Origin of the sequence: Mesorhizobium sp. M0028 (genome assembly GCF_040323855.1) — a bacterium.
In the GTDB taxonomy this organism is placed as follows: domain Bacteria; phylum Pseudomonadota; class Alphaproteobacteria; order Rhizobiales; family Rhizobiaceae; genus Mesorhizobium.
Map to the genome: position 1 here is coordinate 38,485 of NZ_JAMYVG010000027.1, position 22,046 is coordinate 60,530.

Annotated in this window: 23 protein-coding genes; 13 read left to right on the forward strand and 10 right to left on the reverse strand. The window is 63.2% G+C overall.

Annotation, left to right across the window (positions count from 1 at the left end):
* Positions 1-197 precede the first annotated feature (197 nt).
* The 6 genes from phnL to phnE (NKJ93_RS30215) all read left to right on the forward strand — a co-directional run bounded on the left by phnL (position 198) and on the right by phnE (NKJ93_RS30215) (position 5,965).
* Positions 198-905, forward strand: a complete 708-nt coding sequence (gene phnL / locus NKJ93_RS30190) for a phosphonate C-P lyase system protein PhnL (protein ID WP_023721973.1) — start codon at positions 198-200, stop codon at positions 903-905.
* The gene (locus NKJ93_RS30195) at positions 902-1,519 is read left to right on the forward strand and encodes a DapH/DapD/GlmU-related protein (RefSeq protein WP_352483629.1); all 618 of its coding nucleotides are present in this window, start codon (positions 902-904) and stop codon (positions 1,517-1,519) included. Before phnL ends, NKJ93_RS30195 begins: the two co-directional genes overlap by 4 nt.
* A gap of 221 nt (positions 1,520-1,740) precedes the next feature.
* A complete protein-coding gene (phnC, locus tag NKJ93_RS30200; RefSeq protein ID WP_352592796.1) occupies positions 1,741-2,586 on the forward strand; it encodes a phosphonate ABC transporter ATP-binding protein in 846 nt (281 codons plus the stop codon).
* 91 nt (positions 2,587-2,677) lie between these two features.
* Entirely contained in the window at positions 2,678-3,586 is a 909-nt protein-coding gene (gene phnD, locus NKJ93_RS30205; RefSeq protein WP_023721976.1) for a phosphonate ABC transporter substrate-binding protein, read from the forward strand.
* Positions 3,587-3,638: 52 nt separating this feature from the next.
* Positions 3,639-4,595: a phosphonate ABC transporter, permease protein PhnE gene (gene phnE, locus NKJ93_RS30210; RefSeq protein WP_352592799.1), complete on the forward strand. Its 957-nt coding sequence runs from the start codon at positions 3,639-3,641 to the stop codon at positions 4,593-4,595.
* Positions 4,596-4,597: 2 nt separating this feature from the next.
* Complete coding sequence (gene phnE / locus NKJ93_RS30215) at positions 4,598-5,965, forward strand: phosphonate ABC transporter, permease protein PhnE (protein ID WP_352592802.1); 1,368 nt, start codon at positions 4,598-4,600, stop codon at positions 5,963-5,965.
* Between the two features lie 23 nt (positions 5,966-5,988).
* Here the strand turns inward: phnE (NKJ93_RS30215) and NKJ93_RS30220 are convergent, their stop codons facing one another.
* From NKJ93_RS30220 to NKJ93_RS30230, 3 genes are all read right to left on the reverse strand, one after another.
* Positions 5,989-6,840 (reverse strand): sugar phosphate isomerase/epimerase family protein, encoded by an 852-nt coding sequence (locus NKJ93_RS30220; protein ID WP_352483631.1) that lies wholly within the window; start codon positions 6,838-6,840, stop codon positions 5,989-5,991.
* 177 nt (positions 6,841-7,017) lie between these two features.
* Positions 7,018-8,205, reverse strand: coding sequence for a Gfo/Idh/MocA family protein (locus NKJ93_RS30225; protein ID WP_023721980.1), 1,188 nt, complete (start codon positions 8,203-8,205; stop codon positions 7,018-7,020).
* A 154-nt stretch (positions 8,206-8,359) separates the two neighbouring features.
* Positions 8,360-9,415 carry a sugar phosphate isomerase/epimerase family protein gene (locus tag NKJ93_RS30230; protein WP_352592805.1) on the reverse strand — a complete coding sequence of 352 codons (1,056 nt, stop codon included), beginning with the start codon at positions 9,413-9,415 and terminating at the stop codon, positions 8,360-8,362.
* 394 nt (positions 9,416-9,809) lie between these two features.
* Between NKJ93_RS30230 and NKJ93_RS30235 the strand changes: the two genes are divergently transcribed.
* The 5 genes from NKJ93_RS30235 to NKJ93_RS30255 are packed head-to-tail and all read left to right on the forward strand — an operon-like array spanning position 9,810 to position 14,056.
* Entirely contained in the window at positions 9,810-10,697 is an 888-nt protein-coding gene (locus NKJ93_RS30235) for a sugar phosphate isomerase/epimerase family protein (protein WP_023721982.1), read from the forward strand.
* A gap of 55 nt (positions 10,698-10,752) precedes the next feature.
* A complete protein-coding gene (locus NKJ93_RS30240; protein ID WP_352592808.1) occupies positions 10,753-11,922 on the forward strand; it encodes a mandelate racemase/muconate lactonizing enzyme family protein in 1,170 nt (389 codons plus the stop codon).
* Between the two features lies 1 nt (position 11,923).
* A complete protein-coding gene (locus tag NKJ93_RS30245; RefSeq protein ID WP_352483633.1) occupies positions 11,924-12,640 on the forward strand; it encodes a FadR/GntR family transcriptional regulator in 717 nt (238 codons plus the stop codon).
* Between the two features lies 1 nt (position 12,641).
* Entirely contained in the window at positions 12,642-13,622 is a 981-nt protein-coding gene (locus NKJ93_RS30250; RefSeq protein WP_352483634.1) for a hydroxyacid dehydrogenase, read from the forward strand.
* A gap of 50 nt (positions 13,623-13,672) precedes the next feature.
* Positions 13,673-14,056, forward strand: coding sequence for a hypothetical protein (locus tag NKJ93_RS30255; protein ID WP_023721986.1), 384 nt, complete (start codon positions 13,673-13,675; stop codon positions 14,054-14,056).
* A 14-nt stretch (positions 14,057-14,070) separates the two neighbouring features.
* Here the strand turns inward: NKJ93_RS30255 and NKJ93_RS30260 are convergent, their stop codons facing one another.
* Complete coding sequence (locus NKJ93_RS30260; RefSeq protein WP_352592811.1) at positions 14,071-15,366, reverse strand: amidase; 1,296 nt, start codon at positions 15,364-15,366, stop codon at positions 14,071-14,073.
* Between the two features lie 119 nt (positions 15,367-15,485).
* On the opposite strand from NKJ93_RS30260, the gene NKJ93_RS30265 reads away from it, so the two are divergent.
* Positions 15,486-15,833 (forward strand): GFA family protein, encoded by a 348-nt coding sequence (locus NKJ93_RS30265; RefSeq protein ID WP_352592814.1) that lies wholly within the window; start codon positions 15,486-15,488, stop codon positions 15,831-15,833.
* Here NKJ93_RS30265 and NKJ93_RS30270 read toward each other — a convergent pair.
* Entirely contained in the window at positions 15,830-17,053 is a 1,224-nt protein-coding gene (locus NKJ93_RS30270; protein WP_352515841.1) for an MFS transporter, read from the reverse strand. The two genes, NKJ93_RS30265 and NKJ93_RS30270, sit on opposite strands and share 4 nt — an antisense overlap.
* Before the next feature lie 91 nt (positions 17,054-17,144).
* Between NKJ93_RS30270 and NKJ93_RS30275 the strand changes: the two genes are divergently transcribed.
* Positions 17,145-18,125, forward strand: coding sequence for an AraC family transcriptional regulator (locus tag NKJ93_RS30275; RefSeq protein ID WP_352592817.1), 981 nt, complete (start codon positions 17,145-17,147; stop codon positions 18,123-18,125).
* A gap of 12 nt (positions 18,126-18,137) precedes the next feature.
* On the opposite strand, the gene NKJ93_RS30280 is transcribed toward NKJ93_RS30275, so the two are convergent.
* The 5 genes from NKJ93_RS30280 to NKJ93_RS30300 all read right to left on the reverse strand — a co-directional run bounded on the left by NKJ93_RS30280 (position 18,138) and on the right by NKJ93_RS30300 (position 22,046).
* Complete coding sequence (locus tag NKJ93_RS30280; RefSeq protein ID WP_352483638.1) at positions 18,138-18,419, reverse strand: hypothetical protein; 282 nt, start codon at positions 18,417-18,419, stop codon at positions 18,138-18,140.
* A gap of 246 nt (positions 18,420-18,665) precedes the next feature.
* Positions 18,666-19,769: an ABC transporter ATP-binding protein gene (locus NKJ93_RS30285; protein ID WP_023722319.1), complete on the reverse strand. Its 1,104-nt coding sequence runs from the start codon at positions 19,767-19,769 to the stop codon at positions 18,666-18,668.
* The gene (locus tag NKJ93_RS30290) at positions 19,769-20,872 is read right to left on the reverse strand and encodes an ABC transporter ATP-binding protein (protein ID WP_352484972.1); all 1,104 of its coding nucleotides are present in this window, start codon (positions 20,870-20,872) and stop codon (positions 19,769-19,771) included. Before NKJ93_RS30290 ends, NKJ93_RS30285 begins: the two co-directional genes overlap by 1 nt.
* Positions 20,869-21,090, reverse strand: a complete 222-nt coding sequence (locus NKJ93_RS30295; protein WP_023722317.1) for a hypothetical protein — start codon at positions 21,088-21,090, stop codon at positions 20,869-20,871. Before NKJ93_RS30295 ends, NKJ93_RS30290 begins: the two co-directional genes overlap by 4 nt.
* The gene (locus NKJ93_RS30300) at positions 21,087-22,046 is read right to left on the reverse strand and encodes a carbohydrate ABC transporter permease (protein WP_352484970.1); all 960 of its coding nucleotides are present in this window, start codon (positions 22,044-22,046) and stop codon (positions 21,087-21,089) included. Before NKJ93_RS30300 ends, NKJ93_RS30295 begins: the two co-directional genes overlap by 4 nt.

Sequence of the window (22,046 nt, forward strand, 5' to 3'; positions counted from 1 at the left end):
GCCTGCCCTCTTTGGCATCGCTTGGCATCTCCCCCTCAAGGGGAGAGATTGGCTATCACTCCCGGTTTCGCCATCCTACAACGTTGCAGAACGAGCGAGATAGTCAGGCTGCCCATCTCCCCCCTTGAGGGGGAGATGGCCGGCAGGCCAGAGGGGGGTGTTGGCCCGCAAACGAATGGCGATTGGAGGACCTTCTGATGGCAACCCCGCTCGTCGTCTCCGATGTCGCCAAGAGCTTCACCATGCATCTGCGCGACGGCATCAAACTGCCTGTCGTCGCCGGCGTCTCGTTCGCGATCAGGGCCGGCGAATGCTCCGTGCTCGGCGGCCCGTCCGGCGCCGGCAAGAGCTCGATCCTGAAAATGCTCTACGGCAATTATGCCGTCGACGCAGGCCAGATCATCGTCCAGCACGAGGACGGGCTCATCGATCTCGCCACGGCCAGCCCGCGCACCGTGCTAGCCGTGCGCCGGCTCACGATCGGCTATGTCAGCCAGTTCCTGCGCACCGTGCCGCGCGTCTCGGCGCTCGATGTCGTCGCCGAACCGCTGGTCGAGCGCGGCGAGGAGCGCGAAGCCGCGCGCGGCAAGGCACGCGACTTGCTGGCCCAATTGAACCTGCCGGAAAAACTCTGGGCGCTGCCGCCGGCGACGTTCTCCGGCGGCGAACAGCAGCGCGTCAACATCGCGCGCGGCTTCATCACCGAGCATCCGATCCTGCTGCTCGACGAGCCGACCGCTTCGCTTGATGCGAAGAACCGGGACGTGGTGATTTCCCTGATCGCTGCCAAGAAGGCGGCGGGCGTCGCTTTGCTCGGCATCTTCCACGATTACGACGTGCGCGAAGCCGTCGCCGATCGCATCATAGACGTGACCGCCTTCGCCGCTGGGAAAATCGCCGCATGACCAGGAAATTGTCGGAGGCCCCGCTGGTCCACGAGACGGCGGAGATCGAGAACTCGACGCTCGGCCGCTGGACCGAGATCGCCGACCGAAGCCGGGTTTCGGAAAGCATGATCGGCGACTATTCCTACATGATGCAGGACTGCAGCGTCTGGTGCGCGACAATCGGCAAATTCGCCAACATCGCCGCCAGCGTCCGCATCAATGCCACCAATCATCCGACCTGGCGGCCGACGCTGCACCATTTCACCTATCGCGCCTCCGACTATTGGGACGACGCCGAGCACGAGAGCGAATTCTTCGCTCAGCGCCGCGCCAAACGCGTCACCATCGGCCACGACACCTGGCTCGGCCATGGCTCGACCGTCCTGCCCGGCGTCACCGTTGGCGACGGTGCGGCGGTCGGTGCCGGCGCAGTGGTATCGAAGGACGTCGCTCCCTACACCATCGTCGGCGGCGTACCGGCCAAGCCGATCCGCGAGCGCTTCGACCGCCGCACCGCGGAGCGCTATCAGGCGCTCGCCTGGTGGGATTGGGATCATGCAAGGCTGCGCGCCGCGCTCGACGATTTCCGGGAGCTGTCGGCGGAGGCTTTTCTGGAGAAGTATGGTGGCTAAGGATCGTGAATGGTAATGGCGGGCAGCGAATAAATTTCGAGGCTCAGGAAAGCCTTTCTTATCACCATTCACCATTCGAGCTTCTCGCGCCGAGTTGATCCCGCCCCGCTCCAGGCTGTGGGCGGTAACAAAACTGACATCAATCAGACACCGCAGGTTCACGTAGCTGCGCTAGCGAGGGTTAACAGACCTTCAATTGCGATTGGACTGGAGCCTGCACCATGTCAGCTACGCTCGAAATCCGCGGCGTCACCCGCCGGTTCGGCAAGAACACCGCCGTCAGCAATGTTCACATCTCGATCCCGCAAGGACAGATGGTCGGCGTCATCGGCCGCTCCGGCGCCGGCAAATCGACCCTTCTGCGCATGATCAACCGCCTCATCGATCCCAGCCAGGGATCCATCCTGTTCGACGGCGTCGAGGTTTCCGGGTTGCGCGGCTCGCCGCTCCGGCGTTGGCAACGCGACTGTGCCATGATCTTCCAGCAGTTCAATCTGGTGCCGCGCCTCGATGTGCTGACCAATGTACTGCTCGGCCGGCTCAACCACCGCTCGACCCTGTCCAACCTGTTCGGCATGTTCTCCCGCAACGAATGCGCCGAGGCGGTTGCAGCCCTCGAGCACCTGGACATCGCCCGCACCGCGCTGCAGCCCGCCGGCACGCTTTCCGGCGGCCAGCAGCAGCGCGTTGCGATCGCGCGTGCCATGATGCAGCAGCCGAAGGTGTTGCTCGCCGACGAGCCGATTGCCTCGCTCGATCCGCTCAACGCCAAAGTGGTGATGGATTCGCTGCAGGATATCAATTTGCGCGAGGGTATCATCGTCATCACCAATCTGCATACGCTGGATACGGCGCGCAACTATTGCAACCGCATCATCGGCATGGCCGCCGGCAAGGTCGTCTTCGACGGCCCGCCCGAAGACCTCAATCGCGAGGCGGTGCGCATGGTCTATGGCGCCGACAGCAATGGCGGCGAAATCTCCGAGGCCATCACCTCGACCAGTGTCGCCATCAAACAGAAAATCGCTGCATCCGCCGGACCGCTCGAGCCAGCGTTTCCTGGTTAGTTGAGAACGGCCTGATCGCCGCCCGCGTCAAAGGCACTCGTCAAAATTCGATCGCAACCGGCGCGAGGCCGGATCAAAGGAGAGAGACCCAATGTTCAGGAAGATGGTTTTTGGCGCGGTTTCATTGCTCGCCATCGCGGCCAGTGCCGCTCACGCCCAGGATATCAAGGAATTCCGCATCGGTATCCTTGGCGGTGAAAATGAAGCGGACCGGCTGCGCAATTTTCAGTGCCTCGCCGATCACCTGACGTCCGAATTCGGCTTCGAGAAGGTCTCGCTGTTCCCGGCCGCCGACTACGACGGCGTCATCCAGGGCCTGCTCGGCGGCACGCTCGATTTCGCCGAGCTTGGTGCGTCGGGCTATGCCAGCGTCTACCTCAAGGATCCGAACGCGGTGACCCCGATCCTCACCACCCAGCAGACCGACGGTGCGACCGGTTATTATTCGATAGGCCTGGCGCTGAAGTCGTCCGGCATCACCGACATCAAATCGGCCAAGGGCAAGAAGCTCGGTTATGCCGACCCGGATTCGACGTCGGGCTATCTGATCCCGCTGACCCAGATCCCGAAGGACACCGGCGCTTCGAACGAAACTTTCTTCGCCTCGACCCAGTTCAATGGCGGCCACGAGAACAACCTTCTCGCCGTCCGCGACGGCAAGGTCGACGTGGCGGTTGACGACTCCTCGGGCATCGGCGACTTCAAGAACGGTTACACGTCCGGCACCTTCCACAAGGAAGTCGCCAAGGGCGCCGTCGACCCCAACGACTTCGTCGAAGTCTGGCGCTCCGGCCTGATCCCGAATGGCCCGCTGGTCGTGCGCACCGCGCTCGGCGGCGATATGAGCGCCAAGCTCGCCAACTTCTTCACCAGCTTGCCGGCCAAGGACAAGCCTTGCTTCGAAGCCATCGAAGGCGGCGATTTCACCGGCTACGTTCCAGTGAAGCCGGACTTCTACAGCGTCATCGTCGAAGCCCGCAAAGCGGCGATCGGCGGGTGAATGCAATTGAAAAGGGCGGCCTTACCAGCGCCGCCCTTTTTGCATGCCGATCATGACCATCTCAGCCACGATCCGTTCAGACGCGACCCGGCGGACGGCCGACACCTGGCGACGCCAGACGTCCTTGCGCCGGTTCTACACCGCGCTCGGCATCGGCTTGCTGCTTGTCGCCATGTGCACAGCCATGTGGTTCGCCGACGAGGCCAATGCCGGACATTTCTTCGATCGGCTGCCGCACATACTGGATTTCCTTAGCTGGCTTGTTCCCAAGGACTGGAATGACGTCTGGCGCGCGCTGTTCGACATCGCATCGCCGCACGACAAAGGCAGCCAGGAGTTCAACTTCCCGCTTGGCCGCATCTATCTCTGGGGCGGCTTTTATCTACCCGAATATTTCGAGCTGATGCTCACCACGCTCAACGTGGCGCTGGTTTCCACTTTCATCGGCTTCGTCTTTGCGGTGCCCTTTTCCTTCATCGCCGCGCGCAACTTGACGCCCAGTCCGGTGCTCAGGCTCGTCGTCAAGCGCTTCATGGAACTGCTTCGCGCCTTCCCGGAGATCGTCATTGCCGGCCTTTTCGCAGCCATCCTCTCGACCGGCCCGGTCGCGGCCATCATCGCCATCGGCCTGCATTCCATCGGCGCCCTCGGCAAGCTCTTCTACGAGATCAACGAAAACATCGACATGCGCGCCGAAGAAGGCCTGCGCGCGGTCGGCGCCAACTGGTTCGAGCGCGTGCGCTTTGCCGGCCTGCCGCAAGTGCTGCCCAATTTCACGTCCTACACGCTGCTCAGGATCGAGATCAATGTCCGCATCTCGACCATCATCGGCGCGGTCGGGGGTGGTGGCATCGGCGAGGAACTGAAGCTCTCCATCTCGCGCGGCTTCGGCGCCAAAACGCTGGCACTGGTGCTGCTGCTGTTCACGACGATCTTCCTCGTCGACCAGTTCTCTGCCTGGCTAAGGCGCAAGCTCGTCGGTGAGCAGGCATTCATGATGGGCGCCTGAGCATGGCCGCAATGACCGCCGATGAGATGCAGTCGATCGAAGAGCGCTTTCCCCAAGTGTTCCGGCGGCCCCTGTACAAACGCTTCGGCCCGCTGGTCCTGTTCACCGGCATCCTGCTCTACCTCCTCTACGCCTTGTGGTTCTTCAACCTGCCGCAAGTGCTGAGGGAATCGCACTGGGAACGCCTGCCGCTCTTTCTGACGCAATGGATCAGCTACGATCTGCAGCCGGAATTCCGTCTCGATCAGCCTCAGATCACGCCCAAATACCCGCGTTTTTCCGCGCTCGGCGAAGATCCTCATCCCGACTGGGTCATCACCAGTGCGAACGGCTCCTACACCATTCTGATCGACGGCCGGGCCAAATCGGTTACCTTCGACAAGACCGAGGCGATGCTGGTCGCCAATGGCCAGACGGTGCCGGTGTCCTTGGCCAGCGGCAAGCCGGTGATATCCGGCCTGGTGCCGGACTGGATCACCGCACACGACGACGAAATCGTCGCCAGGATGGGCTTTGCCGGCGAGGTCCGCATAACCGTCGATCGCGTCAAGGTCCGCAAGCGCTTCCTCGGCTGGGCGAATTTCGTCTTCGACACACGCTCGCCCTTCTTCGGCAAGTCGCCCGGCGAGGTGGTCTCGTTGCTGATGTCCGGACCCCAGCTCAAGCCCGGCACATCCAATCTGGCACTGGCCGGCGACAACATCTGGAACAACGCCCAATGGCAGCATGGCGATGTCTGGACGAAGCTGTTCCAGACCATCGTCATGGCATTTCTCGGCACCTTGCTCGGCGGCATCGTCGCCTTCCCGCTCGCCTTCTTTGCCGCCCGCAACATCACCCCGAGCGGCGTGATCAGTCAGGTGCTCAAGCGCTTCTTCGATTTCATGCGTTCGGTCGACATGCTGATCTGGGCGCTGTTCTTCACCCGCGCCTTCGGCCCCGGCCCGCTGGCCGGCAGCGCCGCGATCTTCTTCACCGAGATCGGCACGCTCGGCAAAGTCTATTCGGAAGGCCTTGAGAACATCGACGACAAGCCGCGCGAGGGCATCCAGTCGACCGGCGCCAACGGCTTGCTGGTGCAGCGCTATGGCGTGCTGCCGGAAGTGATTCCGGTCTTCATCAGCCAGACGCTCTACCAGTGGGAATCCAACACCAGGGGCGCAACGATCATCGGCGCTGTCGGTGCCGGCGGTATCGGCCTGAAGCTTTGGGAAGCGATGCGCACCAACTCCAACTGGGCCAATGTCTTCTACATGGTGCTCTTGGTCCTGCTCGTCGTTTTCATCTTCGACAACATTTCCAATTTCCTGCGCCGCCGCTTGAGCAGGACGATCCACGACTACAACAGGATCCAGGCCGGCCAGGGGTGACGGCCGCGTTGCGCCGGCGGCAGTTAGGCCGCCTTCTTCCAGCCGCTCCTGATGTGCCTGTAGCCGTCGCGGTAAACAGCTTCCGGGCCTTCGGAAAAGTCGCGCCACACCTTGGTGGCCGCGGCCAGATCCTTCAGCGAGCGGCCGAACGCCTCGATCGTCAGCCAATCGTCATAGTCGCTCTCGCGGATGGCGGAGAAAGTCTCCTTCCAGGGGATGTGACCGCGGCCCGGCACGCCGCGGTCGTTCTCCGAAATGTGGATATGGACGACGTTCTTGCGGTTGCGTGTATAGGCGCCGATCGGGTCGGCCTCTTCGATGTTGGCATGGAAGGTGTCGTACATCGCCTTGATGTGCGGCCGGTCGATCGCGTCGATATGCTCCGACAAATCGTCCATCGTGTTGAGCAGATAGCATTCGAAGCGGTTGAGCGCCTCCAGCCCGATGGTGACGCTCTTGTTGCCGGCATGGTCGCCAATAGCGCGTTGCGAAGCGATCGAACGTTTTTTCTCGGCCGCCGTCGGCCCGCTGCCCGAGAAGGCCCCGAGCGTCGAATGCAACGGGCCGCTCAACGTGTCTGCGCCAAGCGCCTGCGCGCAGTCGATCGCCCATTTCATGTAGTCGATACCGGCCTTGCGCGTCGAGGCATCCGGCGAGATCAGGTTCATCGCCGGATCGCCCATGGCCGAGACGGCGGTGCGTTGCAGCCCGATTCGGTCGAGCAGATCACCGAGCTTCTTGTAGCCGTCCGGCGCGCCGGAGAAGACCGGTATTTCGACGCCGTCGAAGCCGGTCGTCTTGATGTCTCTCAACAGCGGCTCGTGTTTTTTCGACACGGCCGTCGTCCACAACAGCATGCACATGCCGATCTTCATCGACGCCCCTCCCTTCATTCGCTCGATCGCCCCCGAGGAGTGGTAGATTCAGGTCAGGCCGAGCCGAAAATGGTAGGTTCCGAGAACCGGAGCGGAGCGTACTTTTGGTACGTGAGCACCGGAAGCGCAGGAAAACTGCCATTTGCAGGCCGGCCTCACCTGAATATCACCACCCCTTCAAAGCTTCGTCCACGCCCCATTCTTCTTAGACGACTTCACGCAGGCTTCGATGAAGGCCATGCCTTCGACGCCGTCTTGCACGGTTGGGAAGACGACATCCTTAGCCGGCTTGCCGCCCGTCCGGCGCGCCGCACGAATAGCCCGCGCGGCTTCCTGGTAGATGTTGGCGAAACCTTCGAGATAGCCTTCCGGATGCCCTGGCGGGACGCGGCTGACGCGCCCCGCGACGGGGAGCGCGCCGGCGCCATTTCGGGTAATCAACTGCTTCGGCTCGCCGAACGGCGTGTACCAGAGATAGTTCGGGTCGGCCTGCACCCATTCGAGCCCGCCCTTCGAGCCGTAGATACGCAATTTCAGCCCGTTCTCGTGGCCGGGCGCCACCTGGCTGGCCCAGACCATGCCCTTGGCCGGGTGCGACCCGCCGACCGGCTTGAAGCGCAGCAGCACATTGATGTTGTCGTCGAGCAGCCTCCCCGGCACGAAGGCATCGAGATCGGCCGACAACGAATCGAGCTCCAGCCCGGAGACGAAACGGGCAAGGTTGTAGGCATGGGTGCCGATATCACCCAGCGCACCGCCCGCACCCGCCTGCTTGGGGTCTGAGCGCCACGCAGCCTGCTTCTGGCCGGTGGCGGCCAGGTCCTCGGTCAGCCAGTCCTGCGGATATTCCGACTGCACGATGCGGATATCGCCGAGCTGCCCCTTGGCCACCATCTCGCGTGCCTGCCGCACCATCGGATAGGCGGTGTAGTTATGCGTCAGCACGAACACTTTGCCGGTCTTTTCGACCAGCGCCGCCAGCTTCTTTGCCTCGGCCAGCGTCGTCGCCAGCGGCTTGTCGCAGATGACGTGGATGCCGGCCTCGAGAAAAGCCTTGGCAGCCGGCACGTGCACATTGTTCGGCGTGACGATGGCGACCACCTCGATGCCGTCCGGCCGCTTGGCCTCCGCCTTGGCCATCTCGGCATAGGAGCCGTAGCTGCGTGCCGGATCGAGCCCAAGCTCGGCCGCCGAGGCCTTGGCGCGCTCCGGATTCGATGACAGCGCGCCGGCGACCAGCACGAACTCGTTGTCCATGCGCGCCGCGATGCGGTGCACCGCGCCGATAAAGGCGCCTTGTCCGCCGCCAACCATGCCGTAGCGGATCGGACCGCCCCCGGTTTCCGCCTTCGATGCGCCGACCATGATTTTCTCCCTCGTTGTCTGAGATACCCCTCCCCCTTGAGGGAGGGTGGCCCGAAGGGCCGGGAGGGTCGGTCAATGCCGAGCTCAACCCAGCGACCCCACCCCGATCCGCTGCGCGGATCGACCCTCCCCTCAAGGGGGAGGGAAAGCTGTGTTAGATCCCCATCATCCCGCGCAGCACCTTTTTGTCGGTCGTGCCGCCGGCGAAATCGTCGAATGCCTTTTCCGTAACCCTGATGATATGATGCTGGATGAAGGGAGCGCCCTCGGCAGCACCATCCTCCGGGTGCTTCAGGCAGCATTCCCATTCCAGCACCGCCCATGAATCATAGTTGTATTGGGTAAGCTTGGAGAAGATGCCGCCGAAATCCACCTGTCCGTCGCCGAGCGAGCGGAACCGCCCGGCACGGTTGGTCCAGCTCTGGTAGCCCGAATAGACGCCTTGCCGCCCGGTCGGATTGAACTCGGCATCCTTGACGTGGAACGCCTTGATCCGCTCGTGGTAGATGTCGATGAATTCGAGATAATCGAGCTGCTGCAGCAGGAAGTGCGACGGGTCGTAGTTGATGTTGCAGCGCTTGTGGCCGCCGACCGCATCGAGGAACATCTCGAATGTCGCGCCGTCGAACACGTCCTCGCCCGGATGGATTTCGTAGCCGACATCGACGCCGTTCTCGTCATAGACGTCGAGGATCGGCTTCCAGCGCTTGCCGAGTTCGGCAAATGCTTCCTCGATCAATCCCGCCGGCCGCTGCGGCCACGGGTAGAGGTAAGGGAAGGCCAACGCCCCGCAAAACGACACCGACGCCTTGAGCCCGAGATTCTTCGACGCCTTGGCGCCGAACTTCATCTGCTCGACCGCCCATTGCTGCCTGGTTTTTGGATTGTTGTGCACCGCAGGTGGAGCGAAGCCGTCGAATTGTGCGTCGTAGGCAGGATGCACCGCCACCAGCTGACCCTGCAGATGCGTCGACAGTTCAGTGATCTCGACGCCGGCATCGGCGCAGATGCCCTTCACCTCGTCGCAATAGGCCTTCGACGACGCTGCCTTCTCGAGATCGAACAGCCGGGCGTCCCATGTCGGGATCTGCACGCCCTTGTAGCCCAGACCGGCCGCCCATTTGGTGATCGAGGCCAGCGAGTTGAACGGAGCGGCGTCGCCCGCAAACTGCGCCAGGAACAGACCAGGCCCCTTCATCGTCGTCGGCATCGGCATCTCCCTATGTTTCGCGACCAAGCATAGCGCCGATTGAAAACAGGGCCAGCCTCTTTGGTCTCTTTGCACAGCGCGCTCGGCGCCGCTATTCTGGTATTACCAAATGCCGAAATCTGGTCAAGCCATTTGACGCGCGGCCGCAGTCCTGCAACCATGCCGAGCTGCCCAACATAATTCAACGTAATCAATGCTGTAAGCAAGAGACGGCGCTTGATGGTAGCACTTCTTGCCGTCCAGATGAAATTACTGTAGACCTCCCATCAAGCCCAATTGGTCGAACCAGTTTGCCAAAAAAATGCTGGGAGGCCTTGGGGAGGAATCATGCAGCGCACTTCGGCAGAGTGCGTCGCAGGCGAACTGGTACAGGCGATTCTGGGAAGGATAGACCATGCATCTTTCGACGCACAATTGGATGCGGGCGGAGCCGCTGGAAACGACGCTCAAGCGCATCAAGAAATTCGGCTATGAGTCGATCGAGATTTCCGGCGAACCCGAACAGTACAAGACCAAGGAAACACGCGCGCTGCTGAACGAGTACGGCATCCGTTGCTGGGGAGCGGTGACGCTGATGCTGGGCGAGCGCAATCTCGCCGCCAAGGACCAGGGCCAGCGCGAGCGCTCGGTGCAATATGTCAAGGACGTGCTGACCATGGTCAGCGAGCTCGACGGCGAGATCATCACGCTGGTTCCCGCCACCGTCGGCAAGGTCGTGCCGGACGGCACCGAGGAAGAGGAATGGAAATGGGTGGTCGACGCCACCCGGGAATGCTTCACCCACGCCAAGAAGGTCGGCGTCAAGATCGCGGTCGAGCCGCTCAACCGCTTCGAAACCTACCTGTTCAACCGCGGCGCCCAGGCACTGGCCCTTGCCGATGCGGTCAGCCCCGAATGCGGCGTCTGCCTCGACGCCTACCACATCCACATGGAAGAATTTAACGTCTATGACGCCATCCGGCAGGTCGGCAAGCGCCTGTACGACTTCCATGTCGCCGACAACAACCGCTTCGCTGCCGGCCTCGGGCAGATCGACTGGCCGAAGATTGTCGGCACGCTGAAGGAGATCGGCTATGACGGCGCGCTGACCAATGAATTCGTCGCCCCAGTCGACCGCACGCCGGCAGCCCCCTATCCCGACATGGTCGAACGCAATCCGGTCGACATCTCGCCAGAGCAGCTGAAATTCATTCAGGACCACGGCTCCAGCGTGCTCACGGAAAAATTCTACACTGACCAGATGCGCATCAATGCGGAAACGCTGCTGCCGCTGATCAAGTAGCCAAGCCGTTTGGAAAAAGCCCTTCCGCCTCACAGCGGCCGGGCCGAGGATGAACATGCGCATCAAGACGGTCCAAGCCTGGTGGGTTCGCATACCGATCGAAGCCGCGAAGCAGCACCGCAGCGACTTCGGTCAGGTGGCGACGTTCGACGCCGCCATCCTGCGCATCGAAACCGACGACGGGCTTGTCGGCTGGGGCGAAGGCAAGAACGCCGCCGGCAGCGCCGGCAGCTACGGCGCCCTTGTCCATTTGCTGAACCATGAGGTCGGGCCGCAGCTGGTCGGCCTCGACCCGGCCGACATCGGCGTCATCTGGGAGATGCTGTACAATGGCGCGCGTCACGACAGCGCCGCCCGCGCCGGCCACGCCATGCCGCAATTGGCGCGACGCGGCATGAGCATCGCCGCTATCAGCGCCGTCGACATCGCATTGTGGGACATTCTCGGCAAATCACTCGGCGTTCCGGTCTGGCGACTGCTCGGCGGCCGCAAGCTGGACCGCATGCCGGCCTATGCTTCCGGCGGCTGGGCCACTGCGGAAGCCATCGGCGATCAGCTGCAATCCTACGTGGCCAAGGGCGGCTTCAAGGCGCTGAAGATGCGCGTCGGCGCCATGGACGGCGCCCCGCACGTCTCCGCCGCCCGCGTCCGCGCTGCAAGACAGGCGCTCGGTCCCGACATCGACCTGATGGTCGACGCGCACGGCACCTATACGGTGGCCGAAGCCAAGCGCTTCATCCATCTCGCCGGCGACCTCGATCTCGCCTGGTTCGAGGAGCCGGTGATCGCCGACGACAAGCCCGGCATGGCCGAGGTGCGCGCCTGCGGCTCGATCCCGATCGCCACCGGCGAAAGCGAGGCGACCCGCTATGCCTTCCGCGACCTCGCTGTGCTCAAATCCGCCGATATCTTCCAGCCGGATCCGGCCTTTTGCGGCGGCATCAGCGAGGCGATGAAGATCGGAACCATCGCCAGCGCCTTCAATCTGCGCTTTGCGCCGCATCTTTGGGCGGGTGCGCCCTGCTTTTTTGCCGGGCTGCATGTCTGCGCCGCTTCGCCGGCGAGCTTCACCGTCGAATATTCACTCGGCGCCAACCCGATGATCCACGATCTGATCGAAGAGACTGTCGAAGCAAAGGACGGTATGGTAGCGATCCCTGATAGACCCGGGCTGGGATTCACTATTTCGGAGCGGTTCCTGGAGGCGCACGCGCAACACGGCTGACATGAAAGAAAAGAACCTTCTCGCGGAACTCGCCGCCTACCTGTTCTCCCATTCGGACAAGGAGACGGGCCGCACGCCGTCGGAGCGCGAACTGGCAGAGCATTTCAGCGTCAGCCGCGGTCAGATCCGCGAGGCGCTGGCCATCCTCGAGGCCATGCGCATCGTCGAACGACGGGCGAAGTCCGGCATCTACATCGATACAAAGCAGGCGAGCGTCGAGGCGATGGCGCTGTTCGCCCGCGCCGGCCTGCCGCTCGATCCTGTCCAGATCTACGAGACGGTCGAGTTGCGCAAGATCCACGAGATCAAGGCCGCCGAACTTGCCTGTTCCCGCGCCACCGAGGAGAATTTCGAGCGGCTGCGCGAGATCCTGAAGGCCTCTGAGGATCGCATCGCGGCCGGTGAAGGCCTTGCCCGGGAAGACCGCGAGTTCCATCTCGAGATCGTGCGGGCGACCAAGAACAGCGTCTTCCACAATGTCTGCAGCGTCTACTACATGATGGGCGAGATGCGCCTGCCGATCTATTTCAACGATCCCGAACGCAGCGTGCGCTCGCATGCCGAGCACATCCAGATCTACGAGGCGCTGCTGCGCCGCGACGGCAACCTCGCCCAGGCGCTGATGAGCGCTCATCTGCAAGGCGCCGAAAGCTACTGGAAGGGGCTGATCGAGGGGCGTGAGGCGGAACCGCAAAGCCCAGCGCTCGAAAAGGCCTGAAATGCCCAAGATCCTGTCGACACACAGACTGCACCCCCGTGCCTCTTCCATGCTGACAGGGGCCGGCGAACTCGTCGTTGCTTCCGCTCTCGACGCGGCCACGCTGGCCGCCGAGGCAAGGGACGCCGATGTCATCATCGTTCGCGCTCCTTTGCCTGCGGCGCTTTTCGAAGGCGCGACCAAGCTCAGGGCCGCGATCCGCCACGGCGCCGGGCTCGACATGGTACCGATGGAAGCGGCCAACGCGGCGGGCGTGCTGGTGGCGAACGTTCCGGGAGTGAACGCGCGCTCGGTCGCCGAATATGTGATGTTCGCGGCACTGGCGCTGCTTCGGCGCTTTCGTGTGTTGGACCGCGACTTGCGGGCGAAGGGCTGGCTGGCCGGCCGCGAACACACCGTCGTGGCTAATGAGCTTGCCGGCAAGACGATCGGCATTGTCGGCCTCGGCGCAATCGGCCAGGCGGTCGGCCACATCGCCGCCCATGGTTTCGATCTGAATGTGGTGGCAACGACGCGCAGCATGCAGCCGGCGCCGGACAGCGTCGGCTTCTTGTCGATCGATGCGCTCATCGAGCAGAGCGACATCATCGTTCTGTGCTGCCCGCTGACGCCCGAAACGCGGGGGCTGATCAGCCGGGAACGTATCGACCGGATGAAGCCGGATGCGCTGCTGATCAATGTTTCGCGCGGGCCGGTGATCGACGACGACGCGCTGATCGAGGCCCTGCAGAAGGGCCGCATCGGCGGCGCCGCGCTCGACGTTTTTGCGACACAACCGCTGCCGCCCAACCATCCCTACTTCGGCTTCGACAACGTCATCGTCACCCCGCACATGGCCGGGATCACCGAACAGTCGATGATGCGCATGGGCGTCGGCGCGGCTGGCGAAGCCTTGCTGGTGCTGGCCAACAGATTGCCGGTTAATCTGCGCAATCCCGAAGTGGTCGAGCACTACCGGCGGCGGTTCCCTGCCGATTTCTAAAGCGCAGGCTACGCCTCAATTTTCCCGAATTCGCCAGCGACGTTGCCGGTATGGGAAACACCACAAAATTCCTGCTGACCGCCAGTGTCTGCATGGCGGCGGCGCATGCCTTGGCCAACGGACAGGGCAGCTACGTGTTCTGCGACAACGGCTTGCGCTGCGTGATGGCACCCTGTCCATCGAACAGCGCGCTCGACCTCGACACCGGCAAGTTCGTCAAAGGCGTTTCGATCGACATCGATCGCCTGCCGCAGCAAGACAAGGGCCTCGATCTTTCGGACAAGCTCTATGCCGGCAAGGTCGTTGTTGTCGGCTCGATCGAGAACCGCACCCGGACCTTCAACGGCAAGCGATACACCCTGCCTTGGCTGGTTGCCACCAGCATCGAGCGCACCGCCAAGGACAACGAGCGCGGCCACTGCTCGTCGCGCTGACACGCGCTATCGGATCAATTTGCAAGCAGTGCCTCGACCGCAGCGGCGATCCGCAGCAGGTAGTGGTCATGGCCATTGCGCGCCACCAGCATCAGCCCGGCCGGACGCATCATTCCGGGCATCGGCAGCGAGATGGCTGAAAGATCGAACTGGTTGGCGACCTGCGTGTTGCGCAGCAGAAGGCCTTCCGTCCTGTCGCACAGGGCCTCGTCGCCGGTCATCGAGACGATCGTCGGCGCGGTCATCGGCGTGGTCGGCAGGGCCAGCACGTCGACCGACGCCAGCCGGTCATCCATCGCGGCGGCAAGTGCTGCGCGACGGCGCATTGCTCTGATATAGACCGTGGCCGGAATGGCGGCGGCGCGCGACAATGGCCCGCTTACCCGCGGGTCGACCGGCATCGTCGCTCCCGTCGCCAGCCAGTCGGCATGGATCTCCGCCCCTTCCATTGCCGCGATCGAGGCGCGTTTGGTTGCCGCGCGCAGATCGACAAGCAGGTCGTCGATCGACAACTCCACAAGCCGTGCGCCGCTAAGCTCCATCTTGCGAAGACACCGGTCGAACGTCGTCGCGACCTCTTCCTCCGTATCATCGAACAGCACGCCGCGCGGAATACCGATGCGCAGGCCGTCCAGCGGAAGCGGCAACAGTGCCGCCAGGTTTTCGCCCGCCATCACTGCGTCGGCCGCCGCACATTCGGCGACGGTGCGGGCCAGCGGACCGATCGAGTCCAGCGTGGCCGACAGCGGAAACGCACCCGCGAGCGGCACGCGCCGCGCCGTCGGCTTGAAACCGACGACGCCATTCAACGATGCCGGAATGCGCACCGATCCGCCGGTATCGGAACCGATGGAGATTTCGCTGGTGCCTTCGCCGACCGAAACCGCGGCGCCTGAGGACGAGCCGCCCGGAATACGGCTGGCATCACTTGCATTGCCGGGCGTGCCGTAATGTGGGTTGACGCCGATCGCGGTAAAGGCGAACTCGGTCATGTTGGTCTTGCCGAGGATGACCGCACCGGCCTGGCGCAGCCGTCGCACGACAATGGCGTCCCGCAGCGCCGGCGCTGCGGTGGCGAGCAGCAGAGAGCCCGCCGTGGTCGGCTCGCCAGCGACATCGAACAGATCCTTGATCGAGACGATAGCCCCATCGAGCGGCCCGAGCGTGACGCCGGCTTTTCGCCGCGCATCGGCGGCGTCGGCCGCCGCCCGTGCTGCTTCAGGATAGAGCTTTACGAAAACGCTCTCATCGCCCACGCGAGCAGCAAGAAGCGAAACAATTTTTTCGAGGCGATCACGGGCTGATTGCATTTTCGGTGTCGGACTCCGCACGCTTGCAACGTCTTAGTGTAGCAGCCACAAACTGGCCGCAGGAGACATAACCCGGCACGGTCGGGTTTGCACCTGTCGAACCGAAGGAGGAAGGCCCGATGCTCTACAAAGGCAGCTGCCACTGCGGCAAGGTCGCGTTCGAGGTCGAAGGCGAGCTGACCGGAGCCGTACGGTGCAATTGCTCGATCTGCTCGCGCAAGGGTGCACTGCTATGGGCAGTGCCGCATGAGAGCATGCGGGTGCTTGCCTGGGGCGATAATCTCGGCCGCTACAGCTTCGGCAACCATGTCATCGCCCACCGCTTCTGCCGCAGCTGCGGCATCCACCCCTTCGCCGAGGATGTCGGCGAAGGGAGCGGGCGAAGTGCCTATATCAATATCCATTGCATCGAGGCGTTGGACGTCGCCGCGGTGCCGGTCTTCGACTTCGACGGCCGTTCCGTTTAGGAATTGGGGTCGTCGATCGGCTTGGGGCCAAGGAAGAACGCCGCCAATGCCGCAAGCAACGTCGCCGCCGCGCAATAGGCGAAGGCGCTGGCAACGCCGGTATTGTCGACCAGCAGGCCGCCGAAGACGGCGCCCAACGCGATGGCGACCTGGAACGTCATGACCATCAGCCCGCCGGCGCTTTCCGCCTGATCGGGGGCGGCTCGCACCAGCCAGGTCTGCAGCCCGACTGGGACGGCGCCGAAGGCAAAGCCCCAGCTGGCCACCGCTATTGCAGCCACGACGGGTGAGCCTCCGACCACCAGCAGCAGGAGCGCCGAAAACGCGATCAGCAGAGGCGCCAGGCTGACGGCTGCCTTGAGGCTGCGTTCCGCCATGAAGCCGCCGGCAAAATTGCCGAAGAAGCCACCAATGCCGTAGGCGAGCAGCACAAGCGAGATCGTCTCGATGTCCAGCGCGGGCACCTTCTCGAGAAACGGGCGGACATAGGTGAAGCCGGCAAAGTGTCCCGAGGCGACCAGCAGCACCACCAGCAGTGCCACCCTGATCATCGGCCGCTTCATCACCTCCAGCAGCGTGCGAAAACCTGCCGTACCTGCCGGCGGCAGCTTCGGAATGGTAGCCACCTGCACGAGCAGCGCTAGCGCGCCGACCACGGCGGCGATCATGAAGGCCGTCCGCCATCCCCAGATGTCGCCGACATAGGCGCCGACCGGAGCCGCACAGACCGTCGCCACCGAAACGCCGGTGAGGATGATCGACATGGCGCGCGGCATCAGCCGCATCGGAACGAGCCGCATCGCCATGGCTGCTGACATCGACCAGAAGCCACCGAGACTAATGCCAAGCATGATGCGGGCGATCAGAAGAACGGGAAGCGACGACGCAAACGCGGCTACCAGATTTGACAGCACAAGCAGCACCGTCAGCGCCCACATGACCAGCCTGCGGTCCAGCCGCTTGGTGACAATGGCCATGGTCGGCGCCGCAATCGCGCCAATGACGGCGGTGGCCGTTACCGCCTGCCCGGCGGCGCCTTCGGTGATGCCGAGATCCTGCGCAAGCGGCGTCAGCAGGCTGGCAGGCAGAAATTCCGCGGTCACCAGGCCGAAGACTCCGAGCGCCAAGGAGACCACCGCCCCCCATGCGGGCTCGGATCGTTCGCCGGTTTCCGTCAGGTCGAGAACGGCGTCCATGACGCCTGTCGCGGGTTCGGTCATGAGGGATCTCCGATCTGGTTGCAGCGCAGCATCTGGCTGCAGTGCAACATAGGGAGTGACTGTCCGGAGTTTCCATGCTAGAAACACCATTATGCTTGACCGTTCGTCCAAAATCCCTGTCACCGGTGATCCGCTGACAGACATATTGCGCGGATTGCGCCTCGAAGGCGTCGATTACGGCCGTTGCGAGATGAAGGAACCCTGGGGCATCCATTTTCCGGCTCAGGCGGCGGCACGGTTTCATTTCATCGGTCGCAAAGGCTGCTGGTTGCTGCAGCCGTCCGGCGAATGGGTCGAGCTCAAGGCGGGCGACGCGGTGTTGTTGCCGGGCGGTTCAGCCCACACGCTGGCGAGCGAGCCGGGTATCGAGGCGGCGCCGATCCACGGCTATGAGGTCGAGGAGATCTGCAAGGGTGTCTATTGCATGTCGAACGACGGCGTGCCCGGCTGCCGTCCGGGCACCTTGCTGTTTTTCGGCAGCATGTATTTCAATCTCGATGGCTTGCACCCCTTGCTCGGCATGATGCCGGACGTGATGCGCGCGCATGAGTTGGAAGCCTATGAGCCAGGTATCCCGCATTTGCTGGAGGCGATGGCCCGCGAGGTGACGATGGAGCGCGTCGGCTCCGGCGGCATCCTGGCGCGGCTGGCCGATGTGCTCGCCGCGACCGTCATCCGCTCATGGGTCGAGCGCGGCTGCGGCGACTCTTCCGGATGGATCGCGGCGGTGAGGGACCGCGAGATCGGCCGGGTGCTGGCCGCGATCCATCTGGAACCGAGCCGCGACTGGACGGTGGACGCTCTGGCGAAGATGATGGGCGCCTCGCGATCAGGTTTCGCCGAGCGCTTCGCAACCATTGTCGGCGAAACACCGGCAAAGTACGTCACGCAGGTACGGATGCACCAGGCGCGGCAATGGCTGGTCCGCGACCGGCTCAAGATTTCCGTCGTCGCGGCGCGCCTCGGCTACGAATCCGACGCCTCCTTCAGCCGCGCCTTCAAGCGGGTAATCGGATCGCCGCCCAGCCATTTCCGGGCCGAGGAACAGGCGGAGATCCGCCAGGCCGGCTAAACGTTGGCCGGGTTATTGCTCGGTGATGCAGGCCGAGCCGGCGCTGCTCTTGCAATATTTGCCGGAAGCCCCGCACCTGCCATCCGAGACTTCGACAACGGTGCCGCTCAACAACAGCTTGCAGTCACTGGTGGACAGATTGACCGTGCCGTTGAGATCCTTGATCTTCTTGGCGTCGACCTTCGCACCGGCGACAACTTTCTTGGCTGCCTGCGCCTCGCTCAGATGCACCGCCGACAATCCCATACCCGCGACAAGCAGGATCGTCGCAAAGCTGCGTAACAGATTTCCCATAGCCAACCCTCCGTTTTGGGTCTCCAAATTGGGCGTGCAAAGCCCGTTTGGGACCAAAGGATCAGCCTATTCGACAAATCGGAGCATCCGCATCCCCCGTACGGGGGATGACGGGAAGACTCGAGCATTTCGCAGCCAAGTGGAATCACACGGCGTCGCACAAATGCGACTAAAATAGATAGCTAGAGCGGGATGCACGGTCAATTTGAACGCATCCCGCTCTAGCTGCAGTAAAGAGGCTTGTACTTAGCCGGCGTGACGCAGGCTTATTCCGCTGCCCTTATCGAACAGCACCACCTTGTCCGGGTTCCAGGCAAAGCGCACCGGCTGCTCTATCTGCACGTCGGTCCTGGCCGGCACAGTGGCGCGCAGCATGGCGTCGCCGACCCGCAGCGTCAGGATCTTCTCGACGCCATGGTTCTCGACGTCATGGACCCGCGCCTCGACCGGCGCGCCGGTCTCGAGATAGACGTCCTCGGGACGAATACCGAAGACGAGCGGGCGACCGTCGGTCGCCGCGCCCGTCTTGGCACCCCCCGAAGTCTTGGCACCCCCCGCAAACGGCAATTCGAAATTCAGCGGTGCCATCACCGCACGCCCGTTAACAAGCTTGCCGTCGATGAGATTCATCGGCGGCGAGCCGACGAAGCTCGCCACGTAGGTGTCGCGCGGATTATTGTAGATCTCGTACGGCGTGCCGGTCTGGACGATGCGGCCATGGTTGAGCACGCCGACCTTGTCACCCATCGACATCGCCTCGATCTGATCGTGCGTCACGAACAGGAAGGTGGCGCCGAGCTGCATCTGCAGGTTCTTCAATTCGGTGCGCAGCGCCTCGCGCAATTTGGCGTCGAGCGCCGACAACGGCTCGTCCATCAGGAATACCCGCGGCTTGCGCACGATGGCGCGGCCGATCGAGACGCGCTGCATCTCGCCGCCTGAAAGCCGGTCGGTCTTGCGGTCGAGCAGATGCTCGATCCGCAGTGTCCTGGCAGCGCGGTCGACACGATCCTTGATCTCGGCATCGGGCAACCGGCGGATCTTCGGCTTCAGCGGAAATTCGAGGTTTTCGCGCACCGTATAACGCGGATAGAGCGAATATTGCTGCAGCACCAGCGCCACGTCGCGCTCGGCCGCGCCCCAATCGGCGACATCGACGCCGTCGATAAAGACCTGGCCTTCGCTCGGTTTTTCCAGGCCGGCAATCATGCGCAGCGTCGTCGTCTTGCCGGCGCCGGTCTCGCCGAGCAGGACGAAGAACTCGCCGTCGGCGATGTCGAGGTCGAGCCCGGTCAAAGCGGTGTGGTTGCCGAATTTCTTCGAAATGTTCTTGAGCTGGATGTGGGCCATCAGAGTCTCACTCCCAGCGATTTGCCGCTCGCCGTGTCGAAGAAATGCGCCTGGCTGGGATCGATTCTAACGAAGACCCTTTCGCCGGGGCCGCCGATGAAGCCGCTCTTGGTGCGTGCACGCAGCATCTTGGAGCCGACCTTGAGGTCGACGATATCGAAGGAGCCGAGCGGCTCAACGATCTGCGTCTCCACCGGCAAGAACCCCTCGGCGGCTTCGCGGCGAACGAGAACGCCTTCCGGCCGGATGCCGAGCGCGAGCTGGCCGCCGGCATGGCCGTTGAGCTTCGACAGCAAGGTGCGCGGGAATTCGAAGCCGGCGGCCGCATCGCCGACCGTGACCGAGGCCGACGAGGCTTTCTCGGTCACCGAAGCGTCGGCGACGTTCATCACCGGGCTGCCGACAAACTGCGCGACGAAAAGATTCGCCGGATGCGAATAGACCTCGTCCGGCGAGCCGACCTGCTGCAGTACGCCCTCATGCATGATGACGATGCGGTCGGCGAGGCTCATCGCCTCGATCTGGTCGTGAGTGACGTAGATGCTGGTCGAGCCCTGCTTGATGTGCAGCCGCTTGATCTCGGCCCGCATCTCCTCGCGCAGCTTGGCATCGAGCGCGCCGATCGGCTCGTCCATCAGCATCGCCTTCGGCCGCCGCACCAAGGCTCGGCCGATCGCGACGCGCTGCATGTCGCCGCCGGACAGGGCCGACGGTTTCTTGGCGAGGAGATCGCTGATCTGCAGCGTCTTGGCGACCGAGCGCACCTCGCTGTCGATCTCGGCCTTGCTCTTGCGCGTCGCCCTCAGTGGAAAGGCGATGTTCTCGTAGACGCTCATATGCGGATAGAGCGAGAACGATTGGAAGACCATGGCGATGTCGCGGTCGGCGGCCTTGAGGTGCTGGACCGGCTTGCCGTCGATGAGGATGTCGCCGCCGTCGATCGTCTCCAGTCCGGCAACGGCCCTGAGCGTCGTCGTCTTGCCGCAGCCCGACTGGCCGAGCAGCACGATGAACTCGTTATCGTCGATCTTCAGGTTGAGGTCCTTGATGACCTGGACGGCGCCGAAATATTTCTGGACGCCGCGAAGCTCGATCTGGGTCAATGCTGTGCCCCCGGGTTTGCCCCTTGCCCGGTGCCGGCCTTCTCCTCCGGCGCGATCTTGGAGGTGATGTTGAAGCCGATCAGGCCGATCAGGATGATGGTCACGCCGTAGCTGTGCAGCAGCATGTGCCATGGCTGGCAGAGCGCGATGATGCCGAGCACCATCAGCACCTGGCTGCCCGGTTCAAGATATTTCTGATTGATGTCGCGAAAACTCATTTGCGGATCGCTCCGAAGGACATGCCGCGCAAGAGGTGGTTGCGGAGCAGGAAGGTGAAGATCGCAACCGGCAGCAGGAACAGGAAGGTTCCGGCGGCAATCACCGTCCAGTCCGGCAGGCCGGCGCCGACCTGGCTGGGAATGAAAGGCGGCGCCGTCTGGGCACGGCGGCTGGTCATGATCAGTGCGAAGGCATATTCGTTCCACGCCGTGATAAAGCAGAACACGGCGGTGGCGGCGATGCCGGTGGCGGCCTCGGGCAGCACGATCTTGAAGAAGGCCTCCATGCGCGTATAGCCGTCGACGAGGGCCGCCTCCTCATACTCCTTGGGGATCTCGTCCATGAAGCCTTTCATCAGCCACACCGAGAAGGACAGGTTGAAGGCGGTGTAAAGGATGATCAGGCCGATATGGGAATCGTTGAGGCCGACCGCCCGGTACATCAGGAACATCGGAATGGCGACGACCACCGGCGGCAGCATGCGCGTCGACAGGATGAAGAACAGCAGGTCCGCCTCGCCTTTCACCTTGAAGCGCGAGAACCCATAGGCGGTGAAGGTGCCCATGCCGACGGCCAGGACGGTCGAGGTTATGGCAACGATCAGCGAGTTCATGAAACGGCTCGGATAGCCCGACCACTGCACCTGGCCCTTGCCGTCGCGCACGATCTTTTCGCCGCCATTGAAGACGACGCGCTCCCACCACGGCGCAGCCGCGTACTCCTCCGGTGATGGCGGGCTGCGCAGCTGCGAACGCTTGGTGAACAACTTGACGAAGGGCGATATCTCCGGCTGGAACACCACCGTCGGCGGAATGGTGGTGGCGAGGTTGCGCGGCTTGAACGCCGTCGAGGCTATCCAGTAGATCGGCGCCAGGAAGATGATCGTCACCAGCAGGACGGCGACGATGGCGACCCGGTTGAAGGTGATTTCGGAAGAAGTGCGGACTGCGGCCAT

What these genes read in the sequence shown, in the direction of transcription:
- phnL (WP_023721973.1), top strand. Translation starts at nt 198, where the DNA reads ATGGCAACCCCGCTCGTCGTCTCCGATGTCGCCAAGAGCTTCACCATG.
- NKJ93_RS30195 (WP_352483629.1), top strand. Translation starts at nt 902, where the DNA reads ATGACCAGGAAATTGTCGGAGGCCCCGCTGGTCCACGAGACGGCGGAG.
- phnC (WP_352592796.1), top strand. Translation starts at nt 1,741, where the DNA reads ATGTCAGCTACGCTCGAAATCCGCGGCGTCACCCGCCGGTTCGGCAAG.
- phnD (WP_023721976.1), top strand. Translation starts at nt 2,678, where the DNA reads ATGTTCAGGAAGATGGTTTTTGGCGCGGTTTCATTGCTCGCCATCGCG.
- phnE (WP_352592799.1), top strand. Translation starts at nt 3,639, where the DNA reads ATGACCATCTCAGCCACGATCCGTTCAGACGCGACCCGGCGGACGGCC.
- phnE (WP_352592802.1), top strand. Translation starts at nt 4,598, where the DNA reads ATGGCCGCAATGACCGCCGATGAGATGCAGTCGATCGAAGAGCGCTTT.
- NKJ93_RS30220 (WP_352483631.1), bottom strand. Translation starts at nt 6,840, where the DNA reads ATGAAGATCGGCATGTGCATGCTGTTGTGGACGACGGCCGTGTCGAAA.
- NKJ93_RS30225 (WP_023721980.1), bottom strand. Translation starts at nt 8,205, where the DNA reads ATGGTCGGCGCATCGAAGGCGGAAACCGGGGGCGGTCCGATCCGCTAC.
- NKJ93_RS30230 (WP_352592805.1), bottom strand. Translation starts at nt 9,415, where the DNA reads ATGCCGACGACGATGAAGGGGCCTGGTCTGTTCCTGGCGCAGTTTGCG.
- NKJ93_RS30235 (WP_023721982.1), top strand. Translation starts at nt 9,810, where the DNA reads ATGCATCTTTCGACGCACAATTGGATGCGGGCGGAGCCGCTGGAAACG.
- NKJ93_RS30240 (WP_352592808.1), top strand. Translation starts at nt 10,753, where the DNA reads ATGCGCATCAAGACGGTCCAAGCCTGGTGGGTTCGCATACCGATCGAA.
- NKJ93_RS30245 (WP_352483633.1), top strand. Translation starts at nt 11,924, where the DNA reads ATGAAAGAAAAGAACCTTCTCGCGGAACTCGCCGCCTACCTGTTCTCC.
- NKJ93_RS30250 (WP_352483634.1), top strand. Translation starts at nt 12,642, where the DNA reads ATGCCCAAGATCCTGTCGACACACAGACTGCACCCCCGTGCCTCTTCC.
- NKJ93_RS30255 (WP_023721986.1), top strand. Translation starts at nt 13,673, where the DNA reads ATGGGAAACACCACAAAATTCCTGCTGACCGCCAGTGTCTGCATGGCG.
- NKJ93_RS30260 (WP_352592811.1), bottom strand. Translation starts at nt 15,366, where the DNA reads ATGCAATCAGCCCGTGATCGCCTCGAAAAAATTGTTTCGCTTCTTGCT.
- NKJ93_RS30265 (WP_352592814.1), top strand. Translation starts at nt 15,486, where the DNA reads ATGCTCTACAAAGGCAGCTGCCACTGCGGCAAGGTCGCGTTCGAGGTC.
- NKJ93_RS30270 (WP_352515841.1), bottom strand. Translation starts at nt 17,053, where the DNA reads ATGACCGAACCCGCGACAGGCGTCATGGACGCCGTTCTCGACCTGACG.
- NKJ93_RS30275 (WP_352592817.1), top strand. Translation starts at nt 17,145, where the DNA reads ATGCTTGACCGTTCGTCCAAAATCCCTGTCACCGGTGATCCGCTGACA.
- NKJ93_RS30280 (WP_352483638.1), bottom strand. Translation starts at nt 18,419, where the DNA reads ATGGGAAATCTGTTACGCAGCTTTGCGACGATCCTGCTTGTCGCGGGT.
- NKJ93_RS30285 (WP_023722319.1), bottom strand. Translation starts at nt 19,769, where the DNA reads ATGGCCCACATCCAGCTCAAGAACATTTCGAAGAAATTCGGCAACCAC.
- NKJ93_RS30295 (WP_023722317.1), bottom strand. Translation starts at nt 21,090, where the DNA reads ATGAGTTTTCGCGACATCAATCAGAAATATCTTGAACCGGGCAGCCAG.
- NKJ93_RS30300 (WP_352484970.1), bottom strand. Translation starts at nt 22,046, where the DNA reads ATGGCCGCAGTCCGCACTTCTTCCGAAATCACCTTCAACCGGGTCGCC.